The organism is Streptomyces bungoensis (assembly GCF_001514215.1).
GTDB classification, from domain to species: domain Bacteria; phylum Actinomycetota; class Actinomycetes; order Streptomycetales; family Streptomycetaceae; genus Streptomyces; species Streptomyces bungoensis.
In genome coordinates this window covers 253,273-275,552 of record NZ_KQ948857.1, presented here as the reverse complement: position 1 = coordinate 275,552, position 22,280 = coordinate 253,273, and the positions used below count along the sequence as shown (strand labels likewise).

22 protein-coding genes, 2 tRNA genes and 1 pseudogene are annotated in these 22,280 nt (G+C 71.1%); 12 read left to right on the top strand and 13 right to left on the bottom strand.

All coding sequences use genetic code 11. The annotated features are described in order from the left end of the window. Nucleotides 1-107: 107 nt before the first annotated feature. Nucleotides 108-191: transfer RNA gene (locus AQJ66_RS17410), tRNA-Leu, on the bottom strand. Between the two features lie 428 nt (nucleotides 192-619). Here AQJ66_RS17410 and AQJ66_RS17405 point away from each other — a divergent pair. From AQJ66_RS17405 to pknB, 6 genes are all read left to right on the top strand, one after another. Next, entirely contained in the window at nucleotides 620-1,471 is an 852-nt protein-coding gene (locus tag AQJ66_RS17405; protein WP_061922352.1) for an FhaA domain-containing protein, read from the top strand. Between the two features lie 10 nt (nucleotides 1,472-1,481). Then, on the top strand, nucleotides 1,482-1,997 hold the full coding sequence (locus AQJ66_RS17400) for an FHA domain-containing protein FhaB/FipA (protein ID WP_061922349.1): 516 nt from the start codon (nucleotides 1,482-1,484) through the stop codon (nucleotides 1,995-1,997). 132 nt (nucleotides 1,998-2,129) lie between these two features. Next, on the top strand, nucleotides 2,130-3,665 hold the full coding sequence (locus AQJ66_RS17395) for a Stp1/IreP family PP2C-type Ser/Thr phosphatase (protein WP_208611381.1): 1,536 nt from the start codon (nucleotides 2,130-2,132) through the stop codon (nucleotides 3,663-3,665). 27 nt (nucleotides 3,666-3,692) lie between these two features. After that, on the top strand, nucleotides 3,693-5,144 hold the full coding sequence (locus AQJ66_RS17390; RefSeq protein ID WP_061922347.1) for an FtsW/RodA/SpoVE family cell cycle protein: 1,452 nt from the start codon (nucleotides 3,693-3,695) through the stop codon (nucleotides 5,142-5,144). Next, entirely contained in the window at nucleotides 5,141-6,616 is a 1,476-nt protein-coding gene (locus AQJ66_RS17385) for a peptidoglycan D,D-transpeptidase FtsI family protein (RefSeq protein ID WP_061922344.1), read from the top strand. The genes AQJ66_RS17390 and AQJ66_RS17385 overlap by 4 nt, the downstream gene beginning before the upstream one ends. Before the next feature lie 173 nt (nucleotides 6,617-6,789). Continuing rightward, nucleotides 6,790-8,787, top strand: coding sequence for a Stk1 family PASTA domain-containing Ser/Thr kinase (gene pknB / locus AQJ66_RS17380; RefSeq protein WP_061922341.1), 1,998 nt, complete (start codon nucleotides 6,790-6,792; stop codon nucleotides 8,785-8,787). Between the two features lie 77 nt (nucleotides 8,788-8,864). On the opposite strand, the gene AQJ66_RS17375 is transcribed toward pknB, so the two are convergent. The 6 genes and pseudogenes from AQJ66_RS17375 to AQJ66_RS17360 all read right to left on the bottom strand — a co-directional run bounded on the left by AQJ66_RS17375 (nucleotide 8,865) and on the right by AQJ66_RS17360 (nucleotide 12,483). Next, nucleotides 8,865-9,614 (bottom strand): class E sortase, encoded by a 750-nt coding sequence (locus AQJ66_RS17375; RefSeq protein WP_061922338.1) that lies wholly within the window; start codon nucleotides 9,612-9,614, stop codon nucleotides 8,865-8,867. Between the two features lie 14 nt (nucleotides 9,615-9,628). Beyond that, nucleotides 9,629-10,699: a class E sortase gene (locus AQJ66_RS17370; RefSeq protein WP_061922335.1), complete on the bottom strand. Its 1,071-nt coding sequence runs from the start codon at nucleotides 10,697-10,699 to the stop codon at nucleotides 9,629-9,631. Further along, nucleotides 10,696-11,334, bottom strand: coding sequence for an aminodeoxychorismate/anthranilate synthase component II (locus AQJ66_RS17365; RefSeq protein WP_061922332.1), 639 nt, complete (start codon nucleotides 11,332-11,334; stop codon nucleotides 10,696-10,698). Before AQJ66_RS17365 ends, AQJ66_RS17370 begins: the two co-directional genes overlap by 4 nt. After that, nucleotides 11,331-11,492 (bottom strand): hypothetical protein, encoded by a 162-nt coding sequence (locus AQJ66_RS38325; RefSeq protein WP_019073551.1) that lies wholly within the window; start codon nucleotides 11,490-11,492, stop codon nucleotides 11,331-11,333. Before AQJ66_RS38325 ends, AQJ66_RS17365 begins: the two co-directional genes overlap by 4 nt. 54 nt (nucleotides 11,493-11,546) lie before the next feature. Next, a pseudogene (locus AQJ66_RS40080) lies at nucleotides 11,547-11,684 on the bottom strand (class E sortase); the annotation flags it as partial. 10 nt (nucleotides 11,685-11,694) lie between these two features. Next, nucleotides 11,695-12,483, bottom strand: a complete 789-nt coding sequence (locus tag AQJ66_RS17360; RefSeq protein ID WP_061922329.1) for a DUF881 domain-containing protein — start codon at nucleotides 12,481-12,483, stop codon at nucleotides 11,695-11,697. 152 nt (nucleotides 12,484-12,635) lie between these two features. On the opposite strand from AQJ66_RS17360, the gene crgA reads away from it, so the two are divergent. Beyond that, a complete protein-coding gene (crgA, locus tag AQJ66_RS17355; RefSeq protein ID WP_061922326.1) occupies nucleotides 12,636-12,890 on the top strand; it encodes a cell division protein CrgA in 255 nt (84 codons plus the stop codon). Between the two features lie 247 nt (nucleotides 12,891-13,137). Here crgA and AQJ66_RS17350 read toward each other — a convergent pair whose 3' ends face one another. Beyond that, nucleotides 13,138-14,028, bottom strand: coding sequence for a rhomboid family intramembrane serine protease (locus AQJ66_RS17350; RefSeq protein WP_061922323.1), 891 nt, complete (start codon nucleotides 14,026-14,028; stop codon nucleotides 13,138-13,140). 113 nt (nucleotides 14,029-14,141) lie between these two features. Further along, nucleotides 14,142-14,702 (bottom strand): peptidylprolyl isomerase, encoded by a 561-nt coding sequence (locus AQJ66_RS17345; RefSeq protein WP_061922320.1) that lies wholly within the window; start codon nucleotides 14,700-14,702, stop codon nucleotides 14,142-14,144. A gap of 244 nt (nucleotides 14,703-14,946) precedes the next feature. Here AQJ66_RS17345 and AQJ66_RS17340 point away from each other — a divergent pair, with 244 nt between their 5' ends. Further along, on the top strand, nucleotides 14,947-15,645 hold the full coding sequence (locus AQJ66_RS17340; RefSeq protein ID WP_061922317.1) for a DUF5324 family protein: 699 nt from the start codon (nucleotides 14,947-14,949) through the stop codon (nucleotides 15,643-15,645). A gap of 135 nt (nucleotides 15,646-15,780) precedes the next feature. Here AQJ66_RS17340 and AQJ66_RS17335 read toward each other — a convergent pair. After that, nucleotides 15,781-15,853, bottom strand: a tRNA-Ala gene (locus AQJ66_RS17335). A gap of 183 nt (nucleotides 15,854-16,036) precedes the next feature. Between AQJ66_RS17335 and AQJ66_RS17330 the strand changes: the two genes are divergently transcribed. Further along, nucleotides 16,037-16,585 carry a helix-turn-helix domain-containing protein gene (locus AQJ66_RS17330; RefSeq protein WP_061922314.1) on the top strand — a complete coding sequence of 183 codons (549 nt, stop codon included), beginning with the start codon at nucleotides 16,037-16,039 and terminating at the stop codon, nucleotides 16,583-16,585. Between the two features lie 143 nt (nucleotides 16,586-16,728). Then, entirely contained in the window at nucleotides 16,729-18,228 is a 1,500-nt protein-coding gene (locus AQJ66_RS17325) for a serine/threonine-protein kinase (protein WP_061922311.1), read from the top strand. On the opposite strand, the gene AQJ66_RS17320 is transcribed toward AQJ66_RS17325, so the two are convergent. Together AQJ66_RS17320 and AQJ66_RS40075 are read right to left on the bottom strand one after the other, a co-directional pair. After that, the gene (locus AQJ66_RS17320) at nucleotides 18,192-19,472 is read right to left on the bottom strand and encodes a hypothetical protein (protein WP_244162845.1); all 1,281 of its coding nucleotides are present in this window, start codon (nucleotides 19,470-19,472) and stop codon (nucleotides 18,192-18,194) included. The genes AQJ66_RS17325 and AQJ66_RS17320 overlap by 37 nt on opposite strands. 359 nt (nucleotides 19,473-19,831) lie before the next feature. Next, on the bottom strand, nucleotides 19,832-19,960 hold the full coding sequence (locus AQJ66_RS40075) for a DLW-39 family protein (protein ID WP_003999697.1): 129 nt from the start codon (nucleotides 19,958-19,960) through the stop codon (nucleotides 19,832-19,834). A 347-nt stretch (nucleotides 19,961-20,307) separates the two neighbouring features. Here AQJ66_RS40075 and AQJ66_RS17315 point away from each other — a divergent pair, with 347 nt between their 5' ends. Together AQJ66_RS17315 and AQJ66_RS17310 are read left to right on the top strand one after the other, a co-directional pair. After that, the gene (locus AQJ66_RS17315) at nucleotides 20,308-20,691 is read left to right on the top strand and encodes a DUF6344 domain-containing protein (protein ID WP_061922305.1); all 384 of its coding nucleotides are present in this window, start codon (nucleotides 20,308-20,310) and stop codon (nucleotides 20,689-20,691) included. Nucleotides 20,692-20,938: 247 nt separating this feature from the next. Beyond that, entirely contained in the window at nucleotides 20,939-21,718 is a 780-nt protein-coding gene (locus AQJ66_RS17310; protein WP_061922582.1) for a glycosyltransferase, read from the top strand. Here AQJ66_RS17310 and AQJ66_RS17305 read toward each other — a convergent pair. Continuing rightward, a complete protein-coding gene (locus AQJ66_RS17305) occupies nucleotides 21,708-21,896 on the bottom strand; it encodes a ferredoxin (RefSeq protein WP_061922302.1) in 189 nt (62 codons plus the stop codon). The genes AQJ66_RS17310 and AQJ66_RS17305 overlap by 11 nt on opposite strands. Nucleotides 21,897-22,280 lie beyond the last annotated feature (384 nt).

Genomic DNA, 22,280 nt, shown 5'->3' with positions numbered 1-22,280 from the left:
CTCCTGCGGCGATGCCTGTGCGGTGCCTCACAACTCCGGGGACAACGAGAAACGGGCCCCGCCGTGACTTCCGTCACCGGCAGAGACCCGTTTCATCGGTTTCTCTGTGCGCGAGGGGGGAGTTGAACCCCCACGCCCTTGCGGGCACTGGAACCTGAATCCAGCGCGTCTGCCTATTCCGCCACCCGCGCATTGGGTGTGTCATCCGGCTCCGGCCCTGGTGGGCTGGCCCCTTCCGACACCCAGAACATTAGCACGTCGCACGGGGCGGCTTCACATCCCTTGGTCACGTCCGGACCGGCCCCGGCCGCGCCCCGCGCGTGCGCCGGTCACACCCCCGCCCCACACGTCTCGGCCCGTGCCTGTTCACGTATCAACCTCGTACCGGTCCCGGTCATCTCCCCAGGAGGCGGCCAGGTCCACAGCCGGGTGCGGGACACTGGTCATCGCCCCCCTCTACGATCCATGTCACAAGGAGTTCGAAGGGCAGCCGCTGGGGGAACCGGCTGATTGCCGGGCGCGTAGATACGATCAGCGAGCGGTACGGCAGCAGGCGGCACGGGTAACAGCGGCACGACAGCACGGCAAGACAGAGCGGCAACGACGGAGGAGGTGCCCCATGGGAGTCCTGAAGAAGTTCGAGCAGCGTCTCGAAGGTCTGGTCAACGGCACCTTCGCCAAGGTCTTCAAGTCCGAGGTCCAGCCCGTGGAGATCGCCGGCGCGCTCCAGCGCGAGTGCGACAACAACGCGACCATCTGGAACCGCGACCGGACGGTCGTACCCAACGACTTCATCGTGGAGCTGAGCGCGCCGGACTTCGAGCGCCTCAGCCCGTACTCGGGACAGCTCGGCGACGAGCTCGCCGGCATGGTCCGCGACTACGCCAAGCAGCAGCGCTACACCTTCATGGGCCCGATCAAGGTCCACCTGGAGAAGGCCGACGACCTCGACACCGGCCTGTACCGGGTGCGCAGCCGCACCCTCGCCTCCTCCAGCAGCCAGCAGGGCGCCGCACCCGCGGCCCCCGCCCCCGGCCGCCCCGCGCCCGGCGGATACGGCTACCCGCCCGCCGCCCCGGCCGCGGCGCCCCCGATGCCGTCCGCACCGCCGCCCGGCTCCCGCCCCGGCGGCTACGGCTACCCGCAGCCCGCCACCCAGCGCCCGGCCGCCGCCCCGATGAGCGGCGGGCGCACCCGCCACTGGATCGAGATCAACGGCACCCGCCACCAGATCTCCCGCCCGACCCTGGTGCTCGGCCGCAGCACCGAGGCCGACGTGCGGATCGACGACCCCGGTGTCTCCCGCCGGCACTGCGAGATCCGGACCGGAACGCCCTCGACGATCCAGGATCTCGGCTCCACCAACGGCATCGTGGTGGACGGGCAGCACACCACCCGCGCTACGCTCCGCGACGGCTCGCGGATCGTCGTGGGCAGCACCACCATCATTTACCGGCAAGCCGAAGGGTGAAGCGGGGGCAATGTCAGAGCTGACCCTCACGGTCATGCGGCTGGGTTTCCTGGCCGTACTGTGGCTGTTCGTGATCGTGGCCGTGCAGGTCATCCGCAGCGACCTGTTCGGTACGCGCGTCACCCAGCGCGGAGCGCGCCGGGAGGCGGCGCGGCCGCAGCAGGCCGCCCGGCAGCAGTCCGCGCCCCCGCAGCAGCGCGGCCAGCAGGGCGGCGGCCGCCGCGGCCGCAACGCCCCCACCAAGCTGGTCGTGTCCGAGGGCACCCTGACCGGCACCACCGTCGCGCTGCAGGGCCAGACCATCACCCTGGGCCGGGCGCACGACTCGACGATCGTGCTGGACGACGACTACGCCTCCAGCCGTCATGCCAGGATCTACCCCGACCGCGACGGCCAGTGGATCGTCGAGGATCTCGGCTCCACCAACGGCACGTACCTGGACCGGTCCCGGCTGACGACTCCCACGCCGATCCCGCTGGGCGCGCCGATCCGCATCGGCAAAACCGTCATCGAGCTGCGGAAGTAGTACGACAATGAGCGAGCGGAGCGAGCACGCAGCGGCAGGCCGCCACCCGGCCGCCGGCGCGCTCCCGACCGGAGGGTGGGCAGTGTGGCTCGACACGACCGGCTGCATTCGGAGCCGACGGGCGAGGTGCGCATGAGTCTGTCACTGCGCTTCGCCGCCGGATCGCACAAGGGCATGATCCGGGAGGGCAACGAGGACTCCGGTTACGCCGGTCCGCGCCTGCTCGCCATCGCCGACGGCATGGGCGGCCAGGCGGCCGGCGAGGTCGCCTCCTCCGAGGTCATCTCCACCCTCGTCACCCTCGACGACGACGTGCCCGGCTCCGACCTCCTCACCTCGCTCGGCCAGGCCGTGCAGCGCGCCAACGACCAGCTGCGCTCCATGGTCGAGGACGACCCCCAGCTCGAGGGCATGGGCACCACCCTCACCGCCCTGCTGTGGACCGGCCAGCGGCTCGGCCTCGTCCACGTCGGCGACTCCCGCGCCTACCTGCTGCGCGACGGGGTGCTCTCGCAGATCACCCAGGACCACACCTGGGTCCAGCGCCTCGTCGACGAGGGCCGGATCACCGAGGAAGAGGCCACCACCCACCCGCAGCGCTCCCTGCTGATGCGCGCCCTCGGCAGCGGCGACCACGTCGAGCCCGACCTGTCGATCCGCGAGGTCCGGGCCGGCGACCGCTACCTGATCTGCTCCGACGGCCTGTCCGGCGTCGTCTCCCACCAGACGATGGAGGAGACCCTCGCCAGCTACCAGGGCCCGCAGGAGACCGTGCAGGAGCTGATCCAGCTCGCGCTGCGCGGCGGCGGCCCCGACAACATCACCGTCATCGTCGCCGACGTCCTCGACCTGGACACCGGGGACACCCTCGCCGGACAGCTGTCCGACACCCCCGTGGTGGTCGGCGCCGTCGCCGAGAACCAGCACCACCTGCACGACAACAACATCATGCAGACCCCGGCCGGCCGCGCCTCCCACCTGGGCCGCCAGGGCGGCGGAGGCGAGTTCGGCCCGCCCGGCTCCGGCGACACCACCGGCTACGTCCCCACCGGCGGCTTCGGCGACTACACCGACGAGGACTTCGTCAAGCCGCGCGGCAGGCGCCGGTGGCTGAAGAGAACGCTGTACGGCGCCCTCACCCTCGCGGTGATCGGCGGCGGCCTGTACGGCGGCTACCGCTGGACCCAGACGCAGTACTACGTCGGCAGCAACGGCGAGCACGTGGCCCTCTACCGCGGCATCAGCCAGGACCTGGCCTGGGTGTCGCTGTCGAAGGTCGAGAAGGACCACCCCGAGATCGAACTCAAGTACCTGCCGCCGTACCAGCAGAAGCAGGTCAAGAACACCATCACCGCGGGCGGTCTGCAGCAGGCGCAGGCGAAGATCCAGACCCTCTCCGTCCAGGCCTCCGCCTGCCGGAAGCAGGCCGAGCGCACGGCGGCCGAGACCGACCGGAACGCCAAGACGGGCCAGGGCGAGGCCGGGGGCACCACGGGAACCACCCGTACCTCGCTCACGTCCAAGGCGTCGCCGACCCCGAACCCGTCGGCGTCCAAGCCGTCCCCGTCCGCCAAGTCTCCGAAACCGTCCGCGACCGCCACTCCTCAGCCCGGCCCGAGCCTCTCCGAGGATGAGCAGAAGGTCGTCGATCAGTGCGGCAAGCAGTAGGCACGCCGTGAGAGGCCCCGTCACACGATGAGCAGTACTACGAATTCGCCGACGCACCACACGTCCACGATCGGCGCCATCGGCGCGCCGAGCCGCCGCAACACCGAACTGGCGCTGCTGATCTTCGCCGTCGTCATCCCGGTGTTCGCCTACGCCAACGTGGGCCTGGCCATCGACGGCCAGGTGCCCGCGGGCCTGCTGGGCTACGGTCTCGGCCTCGGCCTGCTGGCCGGCGTCGCCCACCTGGCCGTGCGCAGGTTCGCCCCGTACGCGGACCCGCTGCTGCTGCCGCTGGCCACGCTGCTCAACGGCCTCGGACTCGTCGTGATCTGGCGGCTGGACCAGTCGAAGCTGCTGCAGTCGCTGCGCGGCTTCTCACCGGCGGCACCCCGGCAGCTGCTCTACACCGCGCTGGGCATCGCGCTGTTCGCCGCCGTGCTGATATTCCTGAAGGACCACCGCGTCCTGCAGCGCTACACCTACATCTCGATGTTCTGCGCCCTGATCCTGCTGATCCTGCCGCTGGTGCCGGGCCTCGGGGCCAACATCTACGGCGCCAAGATCTGGATCAGGATCCCCGGCCTGGGCTCTCTCCAGCCGGGCGAGTTCGCGAAGATCGTCCTCGCGGTCTTCTTCGCCGGCTACCTGATGGTGAAGCGCGACGCCCTCGCCCTCGCCAGCCGCCGCTTCATGGGCCTGTACCTGCCGCGCGGCCGCGACCTCGGCCCGATCCTGGTCGTCTGGGCGATCTCGATCCTCATCCTGGTGTTCGAGACCGACCTGGGCACATCGCTGCTCTTCTTCGGAATGTTCGTCATCATGCTGTACGTCGCCACCGAGCGGACCAGCTGGATCGTCTTCGGTCTGCTGATGTCCGCGGTCGGCGCGGTCGGCGTGGCCAGCTTCGAGCCGCACATCCAGACCCGTGTCCAGGCCTGGCTCAACCCGCTGCGCGAGTACCAGCTCAGCCGCAAGATCACGCACGACGGCATCCTCCACTCCGACCAGTTGCAGCAGTCGCTGTGGGCGTTCGGCTCCGGTGGCACCCTCGGAACCGGCTGGGGCCAGGGCCACTCGGACCTGATCAAGTTCGCCGCCAACTCCGACTTCGTCCTCGCGACCTTCGGCGAGGAGCTGGGCCTGGCGGGCATCATGGCGATCCTGCTGATCTACGGCCTGATCGTGGAGCGCGGTGTGCGCACCGCCCTCGCCGCCCGCGACCCGTTCGGCAAGCTGCTCGCCGTCGGTCTGTCCGGCGCCTTCGCCCTTCAGGTCTTCGTGGTGGCCGGCGGTGTCATGGGTCTCATTCCGCTGACCGGTATGACCATGCCGTTCCTGGCCTCCGGTGGCTCCTCCGTGCTTGCCAACTGGTCACTGATCGCCATCCTCATCCGCATCAGCGACACCGCCCGCCGCCCGGCGCCCGCCCCCGCCGCCAACCCCGACGCCGAGATGACCCAGGTGGTCCGCCCGTCATGAACAAGCCCCTGCGCCGGATCGCGATCTTCTGTGGCCTGCTCATCCTGGCCCTGCTCATCCGCGACAACTACCTCCAGTACGTCAAGGCCGACGCCCTGCGCTCCGACACGGACAACCGCCGCGTGGCCATCGAGCGCTACGCCCACCCGCGCGGCGACATCATCGTCGACGGTGATCCCATAACGGGTTCGGTGGTGTCCAAGCACGGCGACTTCAAGTACAAGCGGACGTACAAGAACGGGCCCATGTGGGCCCCGGTCACCGGCTACTCCTCCCAGGCCTTCGGCAGCAACCAGCTCGAGAACATCGAGGACGGCATCCTCACCGGCAACGACGACCGGCTGTTCTTCCGCAAGACGCTCGACATGATCACCGGCAAGCCCCAGCAGGGCGGCAACGTCGTGACCACGCTGAACGCGGCCGCGCAGAAGGCGGCGTACGACGGCCTGGCCCAGCAGGGCAGCAAGGGCGCGGTGGTCGCCCTCGAACCGTCCACCGGCAAGATCCTGGCGCTCGCCTCCTACCCGTCGTACGACCCGTCGTCCTTCTCGGGCTACTCCGACGCCGACGCCAAGGCGTGGAACAAGCTGCTGAAGAAGAACAACCCGGCCGACCCGACGCAGAACCGGGCGCTGCGCGAGACCTACCCGCCGGGCTCGACGTTCAAGGTGGTCACGGCCGCGGCCGCGCTGGAGAACGGCAAGTACACCTCGGCCGACGAGAAGACCGACTCGCCGCTGCCGTGGGTCATGCCGGGCACCCGCACCGAGCTGAAGAACGAGGGGAACATCCCCTGCAGGAACGCGACGATGCGGACCGCGCTGCAGTACTCCTGCAACACCGTCTTCGGCAAGATCGGCGCCGACCTCGGCAACGACAAGATGCTCGCCGAGGCGAAGAAGTTCGGCTTCGACTCCGAGCAGTTCACGCCGGTCCGGTCCAACGCCTCGGTGTTCTCCGACAACATGAACCAGTCGCAGACCGCGCTGTCCTCCATCGGCCAGTACAACACCGCGGCCACCCCGCTGCAGATGGCCATGGTCGCCTCGGCGGTCGCCAACGACGGCAAGCTGATGAAGCCGTACATGGTCGACTCGCTGCAATCCTCCAACCTCGACCCGGTCGCCAAGACCCAGCCCGAGGAGATGAGCCGGCCGCTGTCGCCGCAGAACGCGCAGATCCTGCAGGACATGATGAAGACGGTCGTCGAGAAGGGCACCGGCACCAACGCGCGGATCTCCGGCGTCACCGTCGGCGGCAAGACCGGTACCGCCCAGCACGGCGTGGCGAACAGCGCGAACCCCTACGCGTGGTTCATCTCCTTCGCCAAGCTGCCCGACGGCAGCTCGCCGGTCGCCGTGGCCGTGGTCATCGAGGACGAGCACGCGAACCGCGGCGACATCTCCGGCGGCGGCCTCGCCGCCCCGATCGCCAAGAGCGTCATGGAGGCGGTCATCAAGCCCAAGAAGTGACCCCGCTCACGTCCCCTTCACATCGTCGCACGTTGCGATACCGGTCCTGTATCGGGTTCCGGGCTTGGCCAGGTCACACAGAGCGAGCCGGGTACGGTAGGCCCGGACGGCAGCCTCCGGCCGCACACGACATGTGCGCGGCCGGGACCGACGGAGAGGGCTGGTAGGTAGCTATGGAAGAGCCGCGTCGCCTCGGCGGCCGGTACGAGCTGGGCCAGGTGCTCGGCCGTGGTGGCATGGCCGAGGTCTACCTCGCGCATGACACCCGCCTCGGCCGCACCGTGGCGGTGAAGACGCTGCGCGCGGACCTCGCGCGCGACCCGTCCTTCCAGGCCCGCTTCCGCCGGGAGGCCCAGTCGGCCGCCTCGCTCAACCATCCCGCGATCGTCGCGGTCTACGACACGGGCGAGGACTACATCGACGGGGTCTCCATCCCGTACATCGTGATGGAGTACGTGGACGGCTCCACGCTCCGCGAGCTGCTGCACTCCGGTCGCAAGCTCCTGCCCGAGCGTTCGATGGAGATGACCATCGGCATTCTCCAGGGCCTGGAGTACGCCCACCGCAGCGGCATCGTGCACCGCGACATCAAGCCGGCCAACGTCATGCTGACCCGCAACGGCCAGGTCAAGGTGATGGACTTCGGCATCGCCCGCGCGATGGGCGACGCCGGCATGACCATGACCCAGACGGCGGCGGTCATCGGCACGGCCCAGTACCTGTCTCCGGAGCAGGCGAAGGGCGAGCAGGTCGACGCCCGGTCGGACCTGTATTCGACGGGTTGCCTGCTCTACGAGCTGCTGACGGTGCGGCCGCCCTTCGTGGGCGACTCCCCCGTCGCCGTCGCCTACCAGCACGTCCGCGAGGAACCCCAGGCCCCCTCGGTCTTCGACCCCGAGATCACCCCCGAGATGGACGCCATCGTCCTGAAGGCGCTGGTCAAGGACCCGAACTACCGGTACCAGTCGGCCGACGAGATGCGCGCCGACATCGAGGCCTGCCTCGACGGCCAGCCGGTCGGGGCGACCGCGGCCATGGGCGCCGTGGGATACGGCGGCGGCTATCCCGACGACCAGGCCACGACGGCCCTGCGCTCGGACGGCGGCGCCGCGGCGGCGACCACGATGCTGCCGCCCATGAACCCGGACGACGGCGGCTACGGCTACGACGACCGCCCGGACCGCCGCCGCCAGCAGAAGAAGAACAACACCTCCACGATCCTGCTGGTGGTCGCCGGAATCCTGGTCCTGGTCGGCGCGATCCTGATCGGCAAGTGGGTCACCAGCGGCGGCGCGGGCGACGGCAAGGTGGAGGTGCCGGCCTTCGTCGGACAGCCGCTGAAGACGGCCCAGAACATGGCCGACAACGTCGGCCTGAAGCTGTCGGTCACCAGGAAGCCCTGCGACGCCCAGCCCAAGGGCAACGTCTGCGACCAGAACCCGGACCCCAAGACGAGCGTGGACAAGGGCGAGACCGTCGCCCTGACGGTCTCCACCGGTGCGCCCAAGGTCCAGGTACCGGACGTCCGCGGCATCCAGTTCGACCAGGCGGAGTCCCAGCTCACCGACAAGGGCTTCAAGGTCGAGAAGAAGACCGTGGTCTCCTCCCAGACCCCCGGCGTCGTGACGGACCAGGACCCGCAGGGCGGCGTGGAGAGGCAGAAGGGCACCACGATCACCCTCACCGTCGCCAAGGCGGAGGAGAAGGTGACCGTCCCGGACGAGTCCGGCAAGTCCTGCGACGACGCGAAGGCGGACCTGCAGGCCAAGGGCTTGACCCCGACCTGCAACGACACACCCGTCACCGACCAGAACCAGGACGGCAAGGTCCAGAACACCAACCCGGCCGCAGGCGCCTCCGTCTCCAAGAACACGCCGATCACCATCAACGTCGGCAAGTTCCAGGGCCAGCAGCAGACGACGGTGCCGCCGATCGCGGGCAAGAAGCTCAAGGACGTCAAGCAGATGCTCGCGCAGGCGGGCCTGCAGGTCGGCAACATCCAGGGCTCCAACGACGACAACGCGATCGTCATCAATTCGGACCCGGCACCGGGCAGCCCGGTCAACGCCGGCCAGGCGGTCAACCTCACCACCCTCGGCGGCAACGGCGGCGGCAACAACAACGGCGGCAACGACGGAGGAACCAACTTCTTCGGCGGCGTCACCGGCTGACACCCCGCGCAGAACAGCGAACAGAACAGGAAAGGGCCCCTGCCGGAACTTCCCGGCACGGGCCCTTTCCCTGTGGGCTAGCGCAGCTCCGCCGGCGGCGTCCGCCTGCTGTCGACCTTGTCCACCCGCACCAGCTCGCCCCACACCACGTACCGGTAGCGGGAGGTGTAGACGGGGGTGCAGGTCGTCAGGGTGATGTAGTGGCCTGCCTTCTTCCTGCCGGACTCCTTCGGGATCGCCGACAAGACCTTGACGTTGAACTTCGAGGTCTCCGGGAGGATCGAGTAGACCTTGTAGACGTACCAGTCGTCGCGCGTCTCGAAGACGATCGGGTCGCCCTCGCGCAGCTTGTCGATGTTGTGGAACTTGGCGCCGTGGCCGTCGCGGTGGGCGGCGAGGGCGAAGTTGCCGGCCTCGCCGGTCATGGGGAGGGCCGCCTTGACCGGGTCCGTGTAGTAGCCGGCCACGCCGTTGTTGAGGACGTCCGTGCCCGTGCCCTTCTCGACCAGCACCTCGCCGTTCCGCATCGCCGGTACGTGCAGGAAGCCGATGCCGTCCTTGGTGTCCAGCGCGCCGGGGCCGGAGTCGGTGACGTGGGCCCAGTGCTCGCGGACCCTCCCGGCCTCCGTGTCGGCCTTGCGGTCCGCTATCACGTTCGTCCACCACAGCGAGTACAGGACGAAGAGGGCGAGCACCAGGCCCGCCGTGATGAGCAGTTCACCGAACACGCTGACCGCGGTCGCGATCCGGCCACCGCGCCGGCGGGGGGCGGGCCCCGCGTCGGACGCGTCCGTGTGCTCTTCGGTGTCGTCGGCGGTCCCTGCCACTGTCCCCTTAGCCCCTACTCGATGAGCGCGTCCGGCTTGCCCTTGCTGCGCGGGCGTTCCTGGACCATCTTGCCCCAGACGATCAGCCGGTACTTGCTGGTGAACTCCGGCGTGCACGTGGTGAGCGTGATGTAGCGGCCCGGGCCGGTGAAACCCGAGCCCTTCGGAACCGGGTTCAGCACGCTCGTGTTGGACGGCGGCGTCACCGGCAGCATCGACGTCACCTTGTACACGAAGTACGTGTCCTGCGTCTCGACCACGACCGCGTCACCGGGCCTGAGCCGGTTGATGTACCGGAACGGCTCGCCGTGCGTGTTGCGGTGGGCCGCCAGACCGAAGTTGCCGGTCTTCGCGTAGGGCATCGCCGTCTTCAGCGCGCCCTCGCCGTAGTGCCCCACCATCCCCTTGTCGAGCACCTTCTTGTTGCTGACGCCCTCCGCGATCGGCGCGACCACGTCCAGCTTGGGGATGTGCAGGATCGCGAAGCCCTGGCCCGGCTCGAACACGCCCGGGGCCCGCTTGCCACTGGCCCACTCGTTCTGCAACTGGTGCGTCTCGTCGCCCGCCTGGGCGTGCGCGCGCACGTTCGTCCACCACAACTGGTAGGTGACGAACAGCAGCAGCAGCACACCCGTGGTGATGAACACCTCGCCGATCGCCCGGCTCGCGATGCCCGCGGGGCCGGCCTTGCGCAGCCGCGCCTGCCGCCGGGCCTCGACACGGGAGAGCGGACGTCCGGCAGCGGAGCCGGTCTCAGCCGTCGCCGGGCCCGCGGTCTCCCGGGCCACGCCGCCGTGACGGCCACCGCGCCGCTTGGCGGCCTTTCTGCGGGCCGCGCGGCCTCCCGGTGTGGTTCCCGGGGCGGAGGAGGCCGACGAGGCCGCAGAGGGCCGTACGGGCTCGCTCTCGCGGGCAGGCGGCGGCACGGGGATCCGCAGTGCCATCGTCTCGTCGTCCGGGACGGGCCGGTACGGCTCCTCGAACACCGCGCCCGCCGCGTGCCAGTCGCCCTGCGCACCGGAAGCCTCGTACGACTGATCCCCGTACGAGGCATCGGTCTCGCGCTCCGGGCGCAGCGCGGTCACGCCGTGGCCCTGCCCACCACCGGGGCGAGCCCCGCCGACCTCGCCACCGCGCCCTGGTCGCCGCACTCCACCAGCCAGTTGGCCAGCATCCGGTGCCCGTGCTCGGTCAGCACCGACTCGGGATGGAACTGCACTCCCTCCACGGGCAGTTCGCGGTGGCGCAGGCCCATGATGATGCCGTCGTGGGTGCGGGCCGTGACCTCCAGCTCCGCCGGGACGGTCGCCGGCTCGGCGGCCAGCGAGTGGTAGCGGGTCGCGGTGAACGGCGAGGGCAGTCCGGCGAACACGCCCTTCCCTCCGTGCTCGACCAGCGAGGTCTTGCCGTGCAGCAGTTCCGGCGCCCGGTCGACCACGCCGCCGTACGCCACCTGCATCGACTGCATGCCCAGGCAGACGCCGAAGACCGGGACACCGGTCGCGGCGCAGTGCCGCACCATGTCGACGCACACGCCGGCCTGCTCCGGCGTCCCCGGCCCGGGCGAGAGCAGCACGCCGTCGAAGCCGTCCTGGGCGTGCGACGGGGACACCTCGTCGTTGCGCAGCACCTCGCACTCGGCGCCCAGCTGGTACAGGTACTGGACCAGGTTGAAGACGAAGCTGTCGTAGTTGTCGACGACGAGAATCCGCGCACTCACTGGTTGTCCACCGTCACATCGTTGAAGGGCAGCAGCGGCTCGGCCCACGGGAAGACGTACTGGAAGAGGATGTAGACCACGGCCAGGGCCAGGACCAGCGAGATGAGCGCCTTCACCCACGCGTTCCCCGGCAGATGCCGCCAGATCCAGCCGTACATGCCGTCCCTTCCGTTTCCCCACGGCACCGGTCACACACGCCGTACGGCACCAGACTAACGGCGCGGAGCCGTCGGCCGGGCTGCCTCCACAGGCCGGCCCGGCCCCCGGTAACCGGACTTACGTGGCACAGGGTCGAACACCTCAACGTCGGCCGGAACCGATTTGTGGCGCCCTTTGTCGATCCGATACGTGACCGGGCGGCTACTGCGCGGGCTTGGCGTAGTGCAGGTCCACTGTGCCCGAGTAGCCCGGAAGCGTCACCGTCCCGTCCTCGGTGACCTTCCACCCGAGGCCGTAGACGTTGACGTAGACCATGTAGGTCTGGATGGCCTTGCTGGCCGCGAGCGCCTGCTGCAGCCTGCCGGGGTCCCCGACCGCGGTGATCTTGTACGGCGGCGAGTAGACGCGGCCCTGGAGGATCAGGGTGTTGCCGACGCAGCGCACCGCGCTGGTGGAGATCAGCCGCTGGTCCATGACCTTGATGCCGCGCGCGCCGCCCTGCCACAGGGCGTTCACCACGGCCTGCAGGTCCTGCTGGTGGATGACCAGGTAGTCGGGCTGCGGCTCGGGGTAGCCCGGGAGCTTGGCGGTCGCGTTCGGCGGGGCGTCGTTGAGGGTGACGCTGACCGCCCTGCCGGTGACCTTCTCGGTGCCCGCGCTCTTCTCCAGGCCGCTGAGCTTCCGGTCCTGCGCCCTGGTGCTGCCGTCGTCGCCCTCGGCGAGCGACTCCACGCGATCGCGCAGGGCGGCGTTGGACTGGTCCAGCCCCTGGTTCTTGCGGCTGCGCTCCTGGATCAGGTCGGACAGCTTCAGCAGGGAGGCGTCCTGCCGGATGTCGGTACCCTTGGCCGTGTTGAAGCTGGTGATGAACAGCAGACCCGCCAGCGCGAAGACGGCGGCCGTCAGGATCCGCACCGGCCGCAGGCGGAACGCACGGACGGGGCCGGAACCCGTTGATCCCGTCCCGGGGGAGTCGGCAGAATTGCTCAACGTACCCTTATCTCCTTCGGCGCCGCGGAAGCACTACGCTAACGGACGCCCGGGGGAGCACTGAGTCTGCCCTTACTGTCCCCTTGTACGCTGCCCCGAGCCAGACCCAGTTACCTGCGCGGCCACGCAGCGCATCGACAGGAGAGACCCTCGTGCCGAAGTCACGTATCCGCAAGAAGGCCGACTACACGCCGCCGCCGGCGAAGCAGGCGCAGGCCATCAAGCTCACCAACAGCGCCTGGGTCGCGCCGGTCATGCTGGCCATGTTCCTCATCGGGCTGGCCTGGATCGTCGTCTTCTACGTGACCGACGGTTCGCTGCCGATCGACAGCCTGGACAACTGGAACATCGTGGTGGGCTTCGGCTTCATCGCCGCCGGGTTCGGCGTGTCCACCCAGTGGAAGTAGCGCGTCCGCGGCCGTCGTCGCTCTGAGTTATCCACAGGTTGAAGAGCTTTCCACAGGGTCCTGGGGAAAAGACTACGATCTGTGGATAACCCGCAGGACGTTGACGCCGGTGTGACTGCCACAAGACCGACGTACACCCGTTCGCCCCCTGCCTGACCTGCATGAACGCAGGAGAGCGGCAGGGGGCGCAGGTGTGTTCGCACACTATGCACAAGATCCGCCACGCGCTGTGGACAACGGTTCGGTATCAGGTCAGCTGAGCTGTTCTGACCAGCGTCAGCACCGCCACCACGGCCAGCACGAGCGCACAGGTGCCGTACTGGATCAGCGCCCGGTTCCGGCGCGGGGCGTGGACCATGGCGTACCCGGTCACGATGCCGGCGACGAGGCCGCCGATGTGGGCCTCCCAGGCGATGTGCATCCCCGGGGTGAAGGTGATGACCAGGTTGATCACCAGCAGGGCGACCAGCGGCCGCAGGTCGTAGTTGAGCCGGCGCATCAGGACGCCGGTGGCGCCGAAGAGCCCGAAGATCGCGCCGGACGCGCCCAGGGAGGGCTGGTTCGGATCCGCGATCAGGTAGGTGAGGGCGCTGCCGGCCAGACCCGAGACGAAGTAGAGGGTGAGGTAGCGGGCGCGGCCCAGGGCGGTCTCCAGCGGGCCGCCGAGCCACCACAGGCTGAGCATGTTGAACAGGATGTGGGTGTAGCCGCCGTGCAGGAACATCGCGGTCAGCATGCGGTAGTACTGGCCCTCGGCGACGCCCTGCACCCCGGTGAGCAGGGGGGCGTGGGCCTGCCCGAAGAGCTCGAACCGGCTGGTGAAGCGGTCCCCGACGGCGAGCTGGAGCAGGAAGACGGCGAGGTTGATCCCGATCAGCACCTTGGTGGCCAGCCGCGGGTCCGCCGTGACCGTGCCGCCGGCCACCGTTCGGGGGCGCGAGGCGGCCGGCGGGTGTCCGGTGCCGGAGCCGCCGCGCACGCAGTCGGGGCACTGGAAGCCGACCGAGGCGCTGACCATGCATTCGGGGCAGATGGGCCGCTCGCAGCGGGTGCAGCGCACGCCGGTCTCCCGGTCCGGGTGCCGGTAGCACACGGGCAGGCTCCGGGCGTGCTGTGTGCTGCCTGCGGCCTGGTCCATGGCGTCCCCTTGCTGGTCGGTGGCCTCTCCTTGCGGCAATACCCCGCCCCGCTCTTCCTTACGGACGAGCGGGGCGATTGGTTCCCGGCGGGTGACCTGGGGCGCGGCGGGGCTCAGCCTTCGCGCTTGTCCAGGGTGGTGGCGCCGCCGCGCCTCTCGATCACGACCCTTTCGAGGACGACGTCGTCGACGGGCCGGTCGTTCGGATGCGAGGTGGGGAGGGCGGCGATGGCGTCGACGACCTTCTGGCCGGCGGGGTCGGCGACCTCGCCGAAGATGGTGTGCTTGCGGTTGAGCCAGGTCGTCGGGGAGACCGTGATGAAGAACTGCGAGCCGTTGGTGCCGGGGCCGGCGTTGGCCATGGCGAGCAGGTAGGGGCGGTTGAAGGAGAGGTCGGGGTGGAACTCGTCCTCGAACTGGTAGCCGGGACCGCCGATTCCCGTGCCGAGCGGGTCGCCGCCCTGGATCATGAAGCCGCTGATGACCCGGTGGAAGATCGTGCCGTCGTAGAGCCGGTCCGTGGTGGTGGCCCCGGTGCCGGGGTGCACCCACTCACGCTCACCCTGGGCGAGTTCCACGAAGTTGCGGACCGTTTTCGGCGCGTGGTTCGGGAAAAGCCGGACCACGATGTCCCCGTGGTTGGTCTTGAGGGTGGCGTAGAGCTGCTCGGCCACGGTGTGCCTTCCGTTCTTCTCGTGTAAGGCCCCGATCCTCGCACGTCCGGGGGGCGGCGGCGTCTCGCGTCGGGGAGTTCCCGTGTTGCGGGGGGCGCGCGGGGGTGATGCGTGGCAGTGTCGTGGGGGAGGCCTTCGTTGCACCCGTATGCCCGCCCTCGCATGCCGCGTCGGCCGTTGGCAGGCATGATCCGTAAAAGGGTGGAAAGCCGATTACCGTACGCCACCGAGGAGGAGGAAACCCGTGACCCGCATCGACAGCGTGCGCGCCGCGACCGGCTCGGCGAAGGACAGCGTGCTGCACGCCGCGGAAGTGGTGGCGCCCTATGCCGACACGGCCAAGGAGCGTGCCGCGCATTACGCGCAGGAGGCACGCGTACGGCTGGCGCCCGTGGTGTCGCAGGCCGCTGAGCAGGCCCGCGAGCAGTACGACGCCCGGCTCGCCCCACGCCTGGACCAGGCCCGCGCCCATGTGCCGCCCAAAGTGGACATGGCCGCGCAGGAGGCCGCCGCCCGTACCCGCAAGGCCGCCCGGCAGGCCGCCGAGTACTCGCGTCCGAAGATCGAGCAGGCGATGGCCGCGGCCGCGCCGGTGCGCGACGAGGCCGCTGCCCGCGGTGCCGCCGCGCTGGCCGCACTGCGCGGCCAGGTCACGGCGCAGCAGATCCAGAAGCTGGCCCGGCGCAATGCGCGGCGTTCCCGCGCGGGCCGTGCCGTGAAGGTGCTGGCGCTGGTGGGCCTGGCCGCGGGGGGCGCGTTCGCGGCCTGGAAGTGGTGGGACAAGCAGGCCAACCCGGACTGGCTGGTCGAGCCGCCCGCCGCGACGGAGGTGCCGGAGACCGGCCGGCTGAGCTCGGTCGACGGCAGCGGCAGCTCGCCGCTGGACCCGGAGGTCCAGGCGAAGGAGGCCGAGGAGGCTTCGCGCCGCGACGAGGAGGAGTGAGCCCAGGCACCGCAGGGTGCCAACGGTGCGGTGGGGCGGGTGACTTGAGGGTCGCCCGCCCCACCGGCCGTTTCACGTGAAACCCGAAAGATCCCCTCCGGCCCGCGTTCACGCAGGCCGGAGGGGATCTGTGTGTGGAGCCTAGGGGAGTCGAACCCCTGACATCCGCCATGCAAAGACGGCGCTCTACCAACTGAGCTAAGGCCCCGGAAGGGAAGCGTCCGGCTGGAGGACCAGTGGTCCAGCGGGCGCCGGAGACCAGAGTACCGGGTCACCCCCCGTATCCCGCAAAAAGATTGGGGGTCCCCGTGGATGACCACGCTCCGTAAGATGCTCGGCGTGGTTCGCTACAGCGAACCGCGGTTCTCTGGGGAAGCGATGGGGAGACGCAATGGACGCCGCACAGCAGGAAGCCACCGCGAGAGCGCGGGAGCTGCAGCGGAACTGGTACGGGGAGCCGTTGGGGGCGCTCTTCCGTAAGCTCATCGACGATCTCGGGCTGAACCAGGCCCGTCTCGCGGCGGTCCTGGGCCTGTCGGCCCCGATGCTGTCGCAGCTGATGAGCGGCCAGCGTGCCAAGATCGGCAATCCTGCCGTGGTCCAGCGGGTACAGCTGCTGCAGGAGCTGGCGGCCCAGGTCGCGGACGGCAGCGTCAGCGCGGCCGAGGCGACCGAGCGCATGGAAGAGATCAAGAAGTCGCAGGGGGGATCCGTGCTGAACAACACGACGCAGACGACCAGTGGTTCGGGGGCGCCGACGGTCAAGCGCGTGGTGCGCGAGATCCAGTCGCTGCTGCGCTCGGTGGCCGCCGCCGGCGACATCATCGAGGCGGCCGACTCCCTCGCCCCGAGCCACCCCGAACTGGCAGAGTTCCTCCGGGTCTACGGCGCCGGCCGTACCTCCGACGCGGTCGCGCACTACCAGTCCCACCAGAACTGACCTCACGGCCCGGTGTCCCGGAGGGGGCCGGGACCGGGCCCGGGGACATGATCGTCGACGTGGGGGTGAGACGCCGGGGGGCTGGGGGGTAGCCGGGCGCTGGTGGGGGAACGGGTGGCTTGGGGAGGGAGCTGCGGACTGTCATGGGTGAGGTCTTCGCCGGCCGGTACGAGCTGGCCGACCCGATCGGGCGCGGTGGCGCGGGTGCCGTGTGGCGTGCCTGGGACCACCGGCGCCGGCGCTATGTGGCCGCCAAGGTGCTCCAGCAGCGCGACGCCCACTCGCTGCTGCGCTTCGTGCGGGAGCAGGCGCTGCGCATCGACCATCCGCACGTCCTCGCCCCGGCCAGCTGGGCCGCCGACGACGACAAGGTGCTGTTCACCATGGACCTGGTCGGGGGCGGCTCGCTGGTCCACCTCGTCGGGGACTACGGCCCGCTTCCGCCGGCGTTCGTGTGCACGCTGCTCGACCAGCTCCTGTCCGGCGTCGCCGCGGTGCACGCGGAGGGAGTCGTCCACCGGGACATCAAGCCCGCCAACGTGCTGCTGGAGGCCACCGGTACCGGCCGGCCGCGGCTGAGGCTGTCCGACTTCGGTATCGCCATGCGGTTCGGCGAGCCCCGCCTGACGGAGACCAACCTCGTGGTGGGCACGCCCGGCTATCTGGCGCCCGAGCAGATGCTGGGGGCCGAACCGGACTTCCCGGCCGACCTGTTCGCGGTGGGACTGGTCGCGCTGTACCTGCTCGAGGGCGCCAAGCCCGACGCCAAGGCGCTCGTGCAGTACTTCATGGAGCAGGGAACTCCCGGGCCTCCGAAGGGCATTCCGGACCCTGTCTGGCAGGTCGTGGCCACGCTGCTGCAGCCTGATCCGGAAGCCCGGTTCCGTACGGCCACCGGTGCGCGCAAGGCGCTCGCGGCCGCCGCGGAGCTGCTGCCGGAGCCCGGACCCGACGACGAGCTGATCGAGATCTTCGACCAACTGGGGCCGCTGCCGCCCGGATTCGGCCCGGACGGACCGCTCCGGCGCGCTTCCGGTGTGCGTGTGGCGGCGTCGGGCGAGGACAGCACGGGTGCCGGCCTCGACGTCGGCGGTGCCGGAGACTCCCCGCCGGCCCGGTCCGAGGAGTCCGGTGCGCGGGCCGTGTCCCTCGACCCCCGGCTGGGCGGTGCCGGGGCGCGCTCCTCGGCCACTGCCTCGGTCTCGATGTCGGACACGGGCAGCTTCCACCTTCCGCCCCCGCAGCCGGCCCCCCGGCGTGACGCCGAGCAGCCTTTCGGGCCTCCTGCGACGGCGCGGCAGCCGTCGACTCCCCCCACGGCGCCCTCCGCGCCCGGCCCCACGCCACCGGCCCTGTGGTCTCCCGCCGAGCCGTACGGGCCCTGGCATCCGGCCCCGGCGGCCCCTCCGGTCCCGCAGACTGCGCCCCGTGAGGACGCCTCCACCGCCGCGTACACCGCCCGGGACCCGCAGCCGGCGCCTCCCCCGCGGCCCGTCGTGGCGGCAGCCGGGCGTGGTGGGCGCGGCCGCCGGGCGCGCCGCGCGCCGCGCCGGCCCGGTCCGCCGGCGAAGGCGGCGATCCCGATCCTGCTCCTGGCGCTGGTCTGCTACGCCGTGGGCTTCTGGGCGCTGGCCCGGGTCTGAGGCGGCCGCGGTGCCCGCCGGGCCGCCACCGTCCACACCCCGAGCGCCAGCAGCAGGGCGGTCCCGGTGCCGATCCCGCCGGCCGCGAGCGCCTTCATCGCGGTGCCGCCGCTCCCGTCGCCCCCGTCACCGGGGGTTCCGGCGGCCGCCACGGCCGCCCGGTCCTGTGCGGTGACCGTGAAGACGTCCGCCGGCGCGGGCCGCCCGGCGTAGGCGGGCCCGTCGTGGGCCTGCCCGTCGGTCCGCACCCGCAGTGTCACGCCGAACGGCCCCTGGCCGAAGATGCCGGTCATCCGCTCGCTGAGGTGCAGGGCCAGGTAGTAGTCGCCGGCGAAGCGCATCGCGTTCTGGGCGCTGGGGACGGCGTACCGGTTGGTGTACTCCACGGGCGGCAGCGGGGCGAGGGCGGCGGACTTCCGGGTGCCGGTGTAGCCGAGTGCGGCGTCGTCGACGAATCCGCGGACGGGGTTGTAGAGGGAGAGGTTCAGGGCGCCGCCGACGTAGCCGTGGCCGTTCGTGGAGGCGTCCAGTTCGGCGACGGCGTTCAGCCGGCGGCCCCACTCCAGGGGCACCTTGTAGAACAGGGTCTCCCCGGGGCGCAGTTCGGTGCGCCAGGCTCCCTGGCCGAGGGTGCGGGCGGTGGCGAAGCCCGCACCGCCGGGCCGGGGGCGGGGGGCGCCGCTGGGCGGCTCGGGGGAGGCGGAGTCCCAGGTGCGGGGCGCGGTGGTGGGCCCGGGCCTGGCCGGCCGCGGCTCCGAGACGGGCTTGATCTCCAGGTCCCAGCGCTCCCCGGGGCCCGGTTCGGCCGGTCGCCCGGTCTCCACGCGCTCGACCAGGACGTCGTACGTCCCGGCGCCCTGGCACTGGGTCCCACCACCGGCCTCGCGCCGCCCCAGGGCGGTGACGGGGCGCGGGCTGAGTCCGGCGCCGAAGCGGGCGGAGGCGAAGGAGCAGGGGCTGCCGTGCGGGTCGCGCACGGAGACCTTGATGCCGTCGGTCGCGGTGACGGTGGCGTGGGCGGGCGGTACGGCGGTGACGGGGACGTAGGCCGTGGTCGTGGTGTCCAGGTCGAGGCGGTAGTGGAGCCTGCCGTCCCGGGGGAGTGAGCTGCGGTAGGTGCGGCCGGGTGTCAGTCGCGGAGCGCCGGCGGTGCCGGTCGTACCGGTGACCTGCAGGTCGTCCGGCGCGAAGGCGTACGTCCCGGGGCCGGCCGCGGCCGCGATCCCGCCCGGCAGCGCGGCCACGGCACACAGCACGGCCGCGGCGACCGCGCCCCGCCGCGCTCCCGCGCCCGGCGGTCGGACGCCCCGCCACCACCAGGTCCCCTCCGTACGGCCCCGCCCCCGCACGAGCCACCACCCCCTGCCGCTTCCGCTCCGCACCCGCGCATCCGGTCGCGCCCATCCTGCCCCGCCCGCCGCTGCGCCATCCGGGGAATCCGTACGGCCGTCCGAAACGCCGGGCCTCTGCGGAGTCCGTCTCCGCGGCGCGTACACCACTCGCCGGGGACCGGCAACACGAGCGGTGTGCGCGGCCCGCCGGGGCAACACAAAGCCCCGACCGCTCGGGCGGCCGGGGCTTGATCAGATTCTGGGATCGGTACTCACGAACCCGTGGGCACGGAGTCAGTCGCCTCCGTCCACAGGTCCTGCTCGGCGCGATCCGCCTGGATCTGGCGGTACACGAGGAGCCCGCCGATGGCGGCCAGTGCGACCAGGAGCAGCTTCTTCACCGCGCGACCTCGTCTTTCCTTGACGTAGGGGACCTCTGGCGCCCGACTATACACACCGGCCGATATCGATCGGTGACCTGCGCCGGGCCTCAACTCCCGCCCCCGTCCGCGCAGTAGGCCGGGTCCGCGCCGCTGCGACCGGGGGTGATCGGACCCTCACGGCGCGTCACTTTGCCCCCTTTTCGTCCACTCTCTTCCTTCTTCGGCGGCTTTCCGGGCCTCCTGCGTCCATCCGGGTGGTGTTCATCGGAACATCGACGCGCCACGGGCGTCGGTCCACCACTTCACGGCCCCCATACACATCATGAACAAAGTACGCAAATCGCCCAACCCGAAAGTGAGGGGTCATGACCGGAAACAAGGTCGTGAAGCTGTGGACCGCCATCGTCACCGCCTTCCTCGCGCTGTGCACGGCGCTCGGACTCGTCACCGCGACCACCGCGGCGGCCGCGCCGGCCGAGCCCCGCAGCGAGAGCCCGCAGGGCAGCACCGCGGAGCGGACGGTCCCCGCGATCCCCTCACTGAACCCCTGGTCCCTGGCGAACGGCAGGGCACTGCCCCCCACGATGAAGCAGCGCATCCGGGCCGAGGCCCACGGAAAGGCCCCCCGGTGCCGGCACCGCCCCCTCACCGAGACGAGCGAGGCGAGCGAGACGCACGAGACGCCGGAGACGAAGCCGGCCGACGGATCCAACACCGCGGACCGGCTCACCGCACCGCTCGACTGCTGATCACCGGGCAGCCCGCAGAACGCAGACGTTTCGACAAGACGGCGACTTGCGTACCCTTCAGTCGACACGGACACAGACCCCCGGCCAGCTCGGCCGGGGGTTTCGCGCTGCCCGGGGCACGGTGCACGCGCCCGCCGCCCGGCCGTAGCCTGGGCCGGGCCCCGGGACCGGAGGACCCAGGGACCGCAGCCGCACTCCTCGGCACTCCTCCGCACTCCTTCCGTCCGGAAAGGTGGTGAACGCCGCCGTGACCCGGCGCATCACCGTAGTCACCGCTGTCCACGCCCCTGCCGCCCACCACCTGCCGGACGCCTACGCCTCGCTGGCCGGGCAGCGGCTCCCCGACGGCTGGGAGTGGCACTGGGTGATCCAGGAGGACGGCACGACGGACGAGGTACGCCCACACGTCCCGGACGACGGGCGGGTGAGCTTCCGCCAGGGGCGGCCCGGCGGGCCCGGCGTGGCGCGCACCATCGCGCTGGCCCGCGCCGACGGCGCGTACGTGAAGGTCCTGGACGCCGACGACCGGCTGACACCGGGCGCGCTCGCCCGGGACCTGGCGGTCCTGGAGGCCGACCGCACGATCGGCTGGACGACGTCCCGGGCCCTGGACCTGCTGCCCGACGGCTCCACGGCGGGTTTCCCCGGCGACCCCGTCGAGGGTCCGGTCGAGCGCGGGGCCGTGCTGCGCTTCTGGCGGGAGAACGGGTACCGGGCCCAGGTCCATCCGGCGACGCTCTGCGTCCGCCGGGAGCTGCTGACGGCCCTGGGCGGCTGGATGGCCCTGCCGGCCTCGGAGGACACGGGGCTGCTGCTGGCGCTGAACGCGGTCAGCCGCGGGTGGTTCACCGCGGAGCCCGGGCTGCTGTACCGGAAGTGGGCGGGGCAGGTGACCGGGCAGTCCGCCCACGTCGACCCCGCCGAGCGGGACGCGCGCATGGCGGTGGCGGAGGCGAGGGCGCGGGCGCTGGCCGAGTTCGGCTGGACCTATCCGGCGCCCGGCGGCGCAACCGCGGCTACTCGGTGAGCACGACGGCCTGCGACGGGCACTTCTCGGCCGCTTCGCGCACCTGGGGATCGTCCCCGGCCCCCTCCCGGCCGGGCCGTACGACGCCGTAGCCGTCCTCGAACGCGAACACGGACGGGGCCCGGTGCGCGCACTCCGCGGAGCCGTAGCACAGGGAACGGTCGACGCGGACCTCCATACGTCCCTCCAGCCGTAGATGACCTCCAGGACGTCCCTGCCCGGTGAACGGCCCGGCCAACCGGCGTTCGCCCGGCGGGCGTCACCCCGCGGCGGCACGGACCGCCCGTCCGGCACCGGTCCCTCCCCTCGTGGGGACCGGTGCCGGACGGAGCGGGTGGTGTCGGCCCCCGCCGGGTCGGCGCGCCGGCGGGGGCCGAGGTCTGGTCGTCCGTGGTGTCCGTCGATGTCCGAAGGTGTCCCGGAGTGTCCGGAGCGCGATCCGGTGTCTCCGGCGCCTTCGGCGGAAGTTGACCGAGAACGTTCGCTGCCCTCGGCCGCGCTTGCGCGCGCCGGGCCGGTGGCCTGTCCGGACGGTGTGTGATGGGTCCGCTACCGCGTCGTG

Excerpts from the sequence above, each read along its gene's own strand:
- AQJ66_RS17315 (WP_061922305.1), top strand. The coding sequence starts at position 20,308 with ATGACCGGAAACAAGGTCGTGAAGCTGTGGACCGCCATCGTCACCGCC.
- AQJ66_RS17305 (WP_061922302.1), bottom strand. The coding sequence starts at position 21,896 with ATGGAGGTCCGCGTCGACCGTTCCCTGTGCTACGGCTCCGCGGAGTGC.
- AQJ66_RS17405 (WP_061922352.1), top strand. The coding sequence starts at position 620 with ATGGGAGTCCTGAAGAAGTTCGAGCAGCGTCTCGAAGGTCTGGTCAAC.
- pknB (WP_061922341.1), top strand. The coding sequence starts at position 6,790 with ATGGAAGAGCCGCGTCGCCTCGGCGGCCGGTACGAGCTGGGCCAGGTG.
- AQJ66_RS17330 (WP_061922314.1), top strand. The coding sequence starts at position 16,037 with ATGGACGCCGCACAGCAGGAAGCCACCGCGAGAGCGCGGGAGCTGCAG.
- AQJ66_RS17325 (WP_061922311.1), top strand. The coding sequence starts at position 16,729 with ATGGGTGAGGTCTTCGCCGGCCGGTACGAGCTGGCCGACCCGATCGGG.
- AQJ66_RS38325 (WP_019073551.1), bottom strand. The coding sequence starts at position 11,492 with ATGTACGGCTGGATCTGGCGGCATCTGCCGGGGAACGCGTGGGTGAAG.
- AQJ66_RS17400 (WP_061922349.1), top strand. The coding sequence starts at position 1,482 with ATGTCAGAGCTGACCCTCACGGTCATGCGGCTGGGTTTCCTGGCCGTA.
- AQJ66_RS17390 (WP_061922347.1), top strand. The coding sequence starts at position 3,693 with ATGAGCAGTACTACGAATTCGCCGACGCACCACACGTCCACGATCGGC.
- AQJ66_RS17395 (WP_208611381.1), top strand. The coding sequence starts at position 2,130 with ATGAGTCTGTCACTGCGCTTCGCCGCCGGATCGCACAAGGGCATGATC.
- AQJ66_RS17385 (WP_061922344.1), top strand. The coding sequence starts at position 5,141 with ATGAACAAGCCCCTGCGCCGGATCGCGATCTTCTGTGGCCTGCTCATC.
- AQJ66_RS17350 (WP_061922323.1), bottom strand. The coding sequence starts at position 14,028 with ATGGACCAGGCCGCAGGCAGCACACAGCACGCCCGGAGCCTGCCCGTG.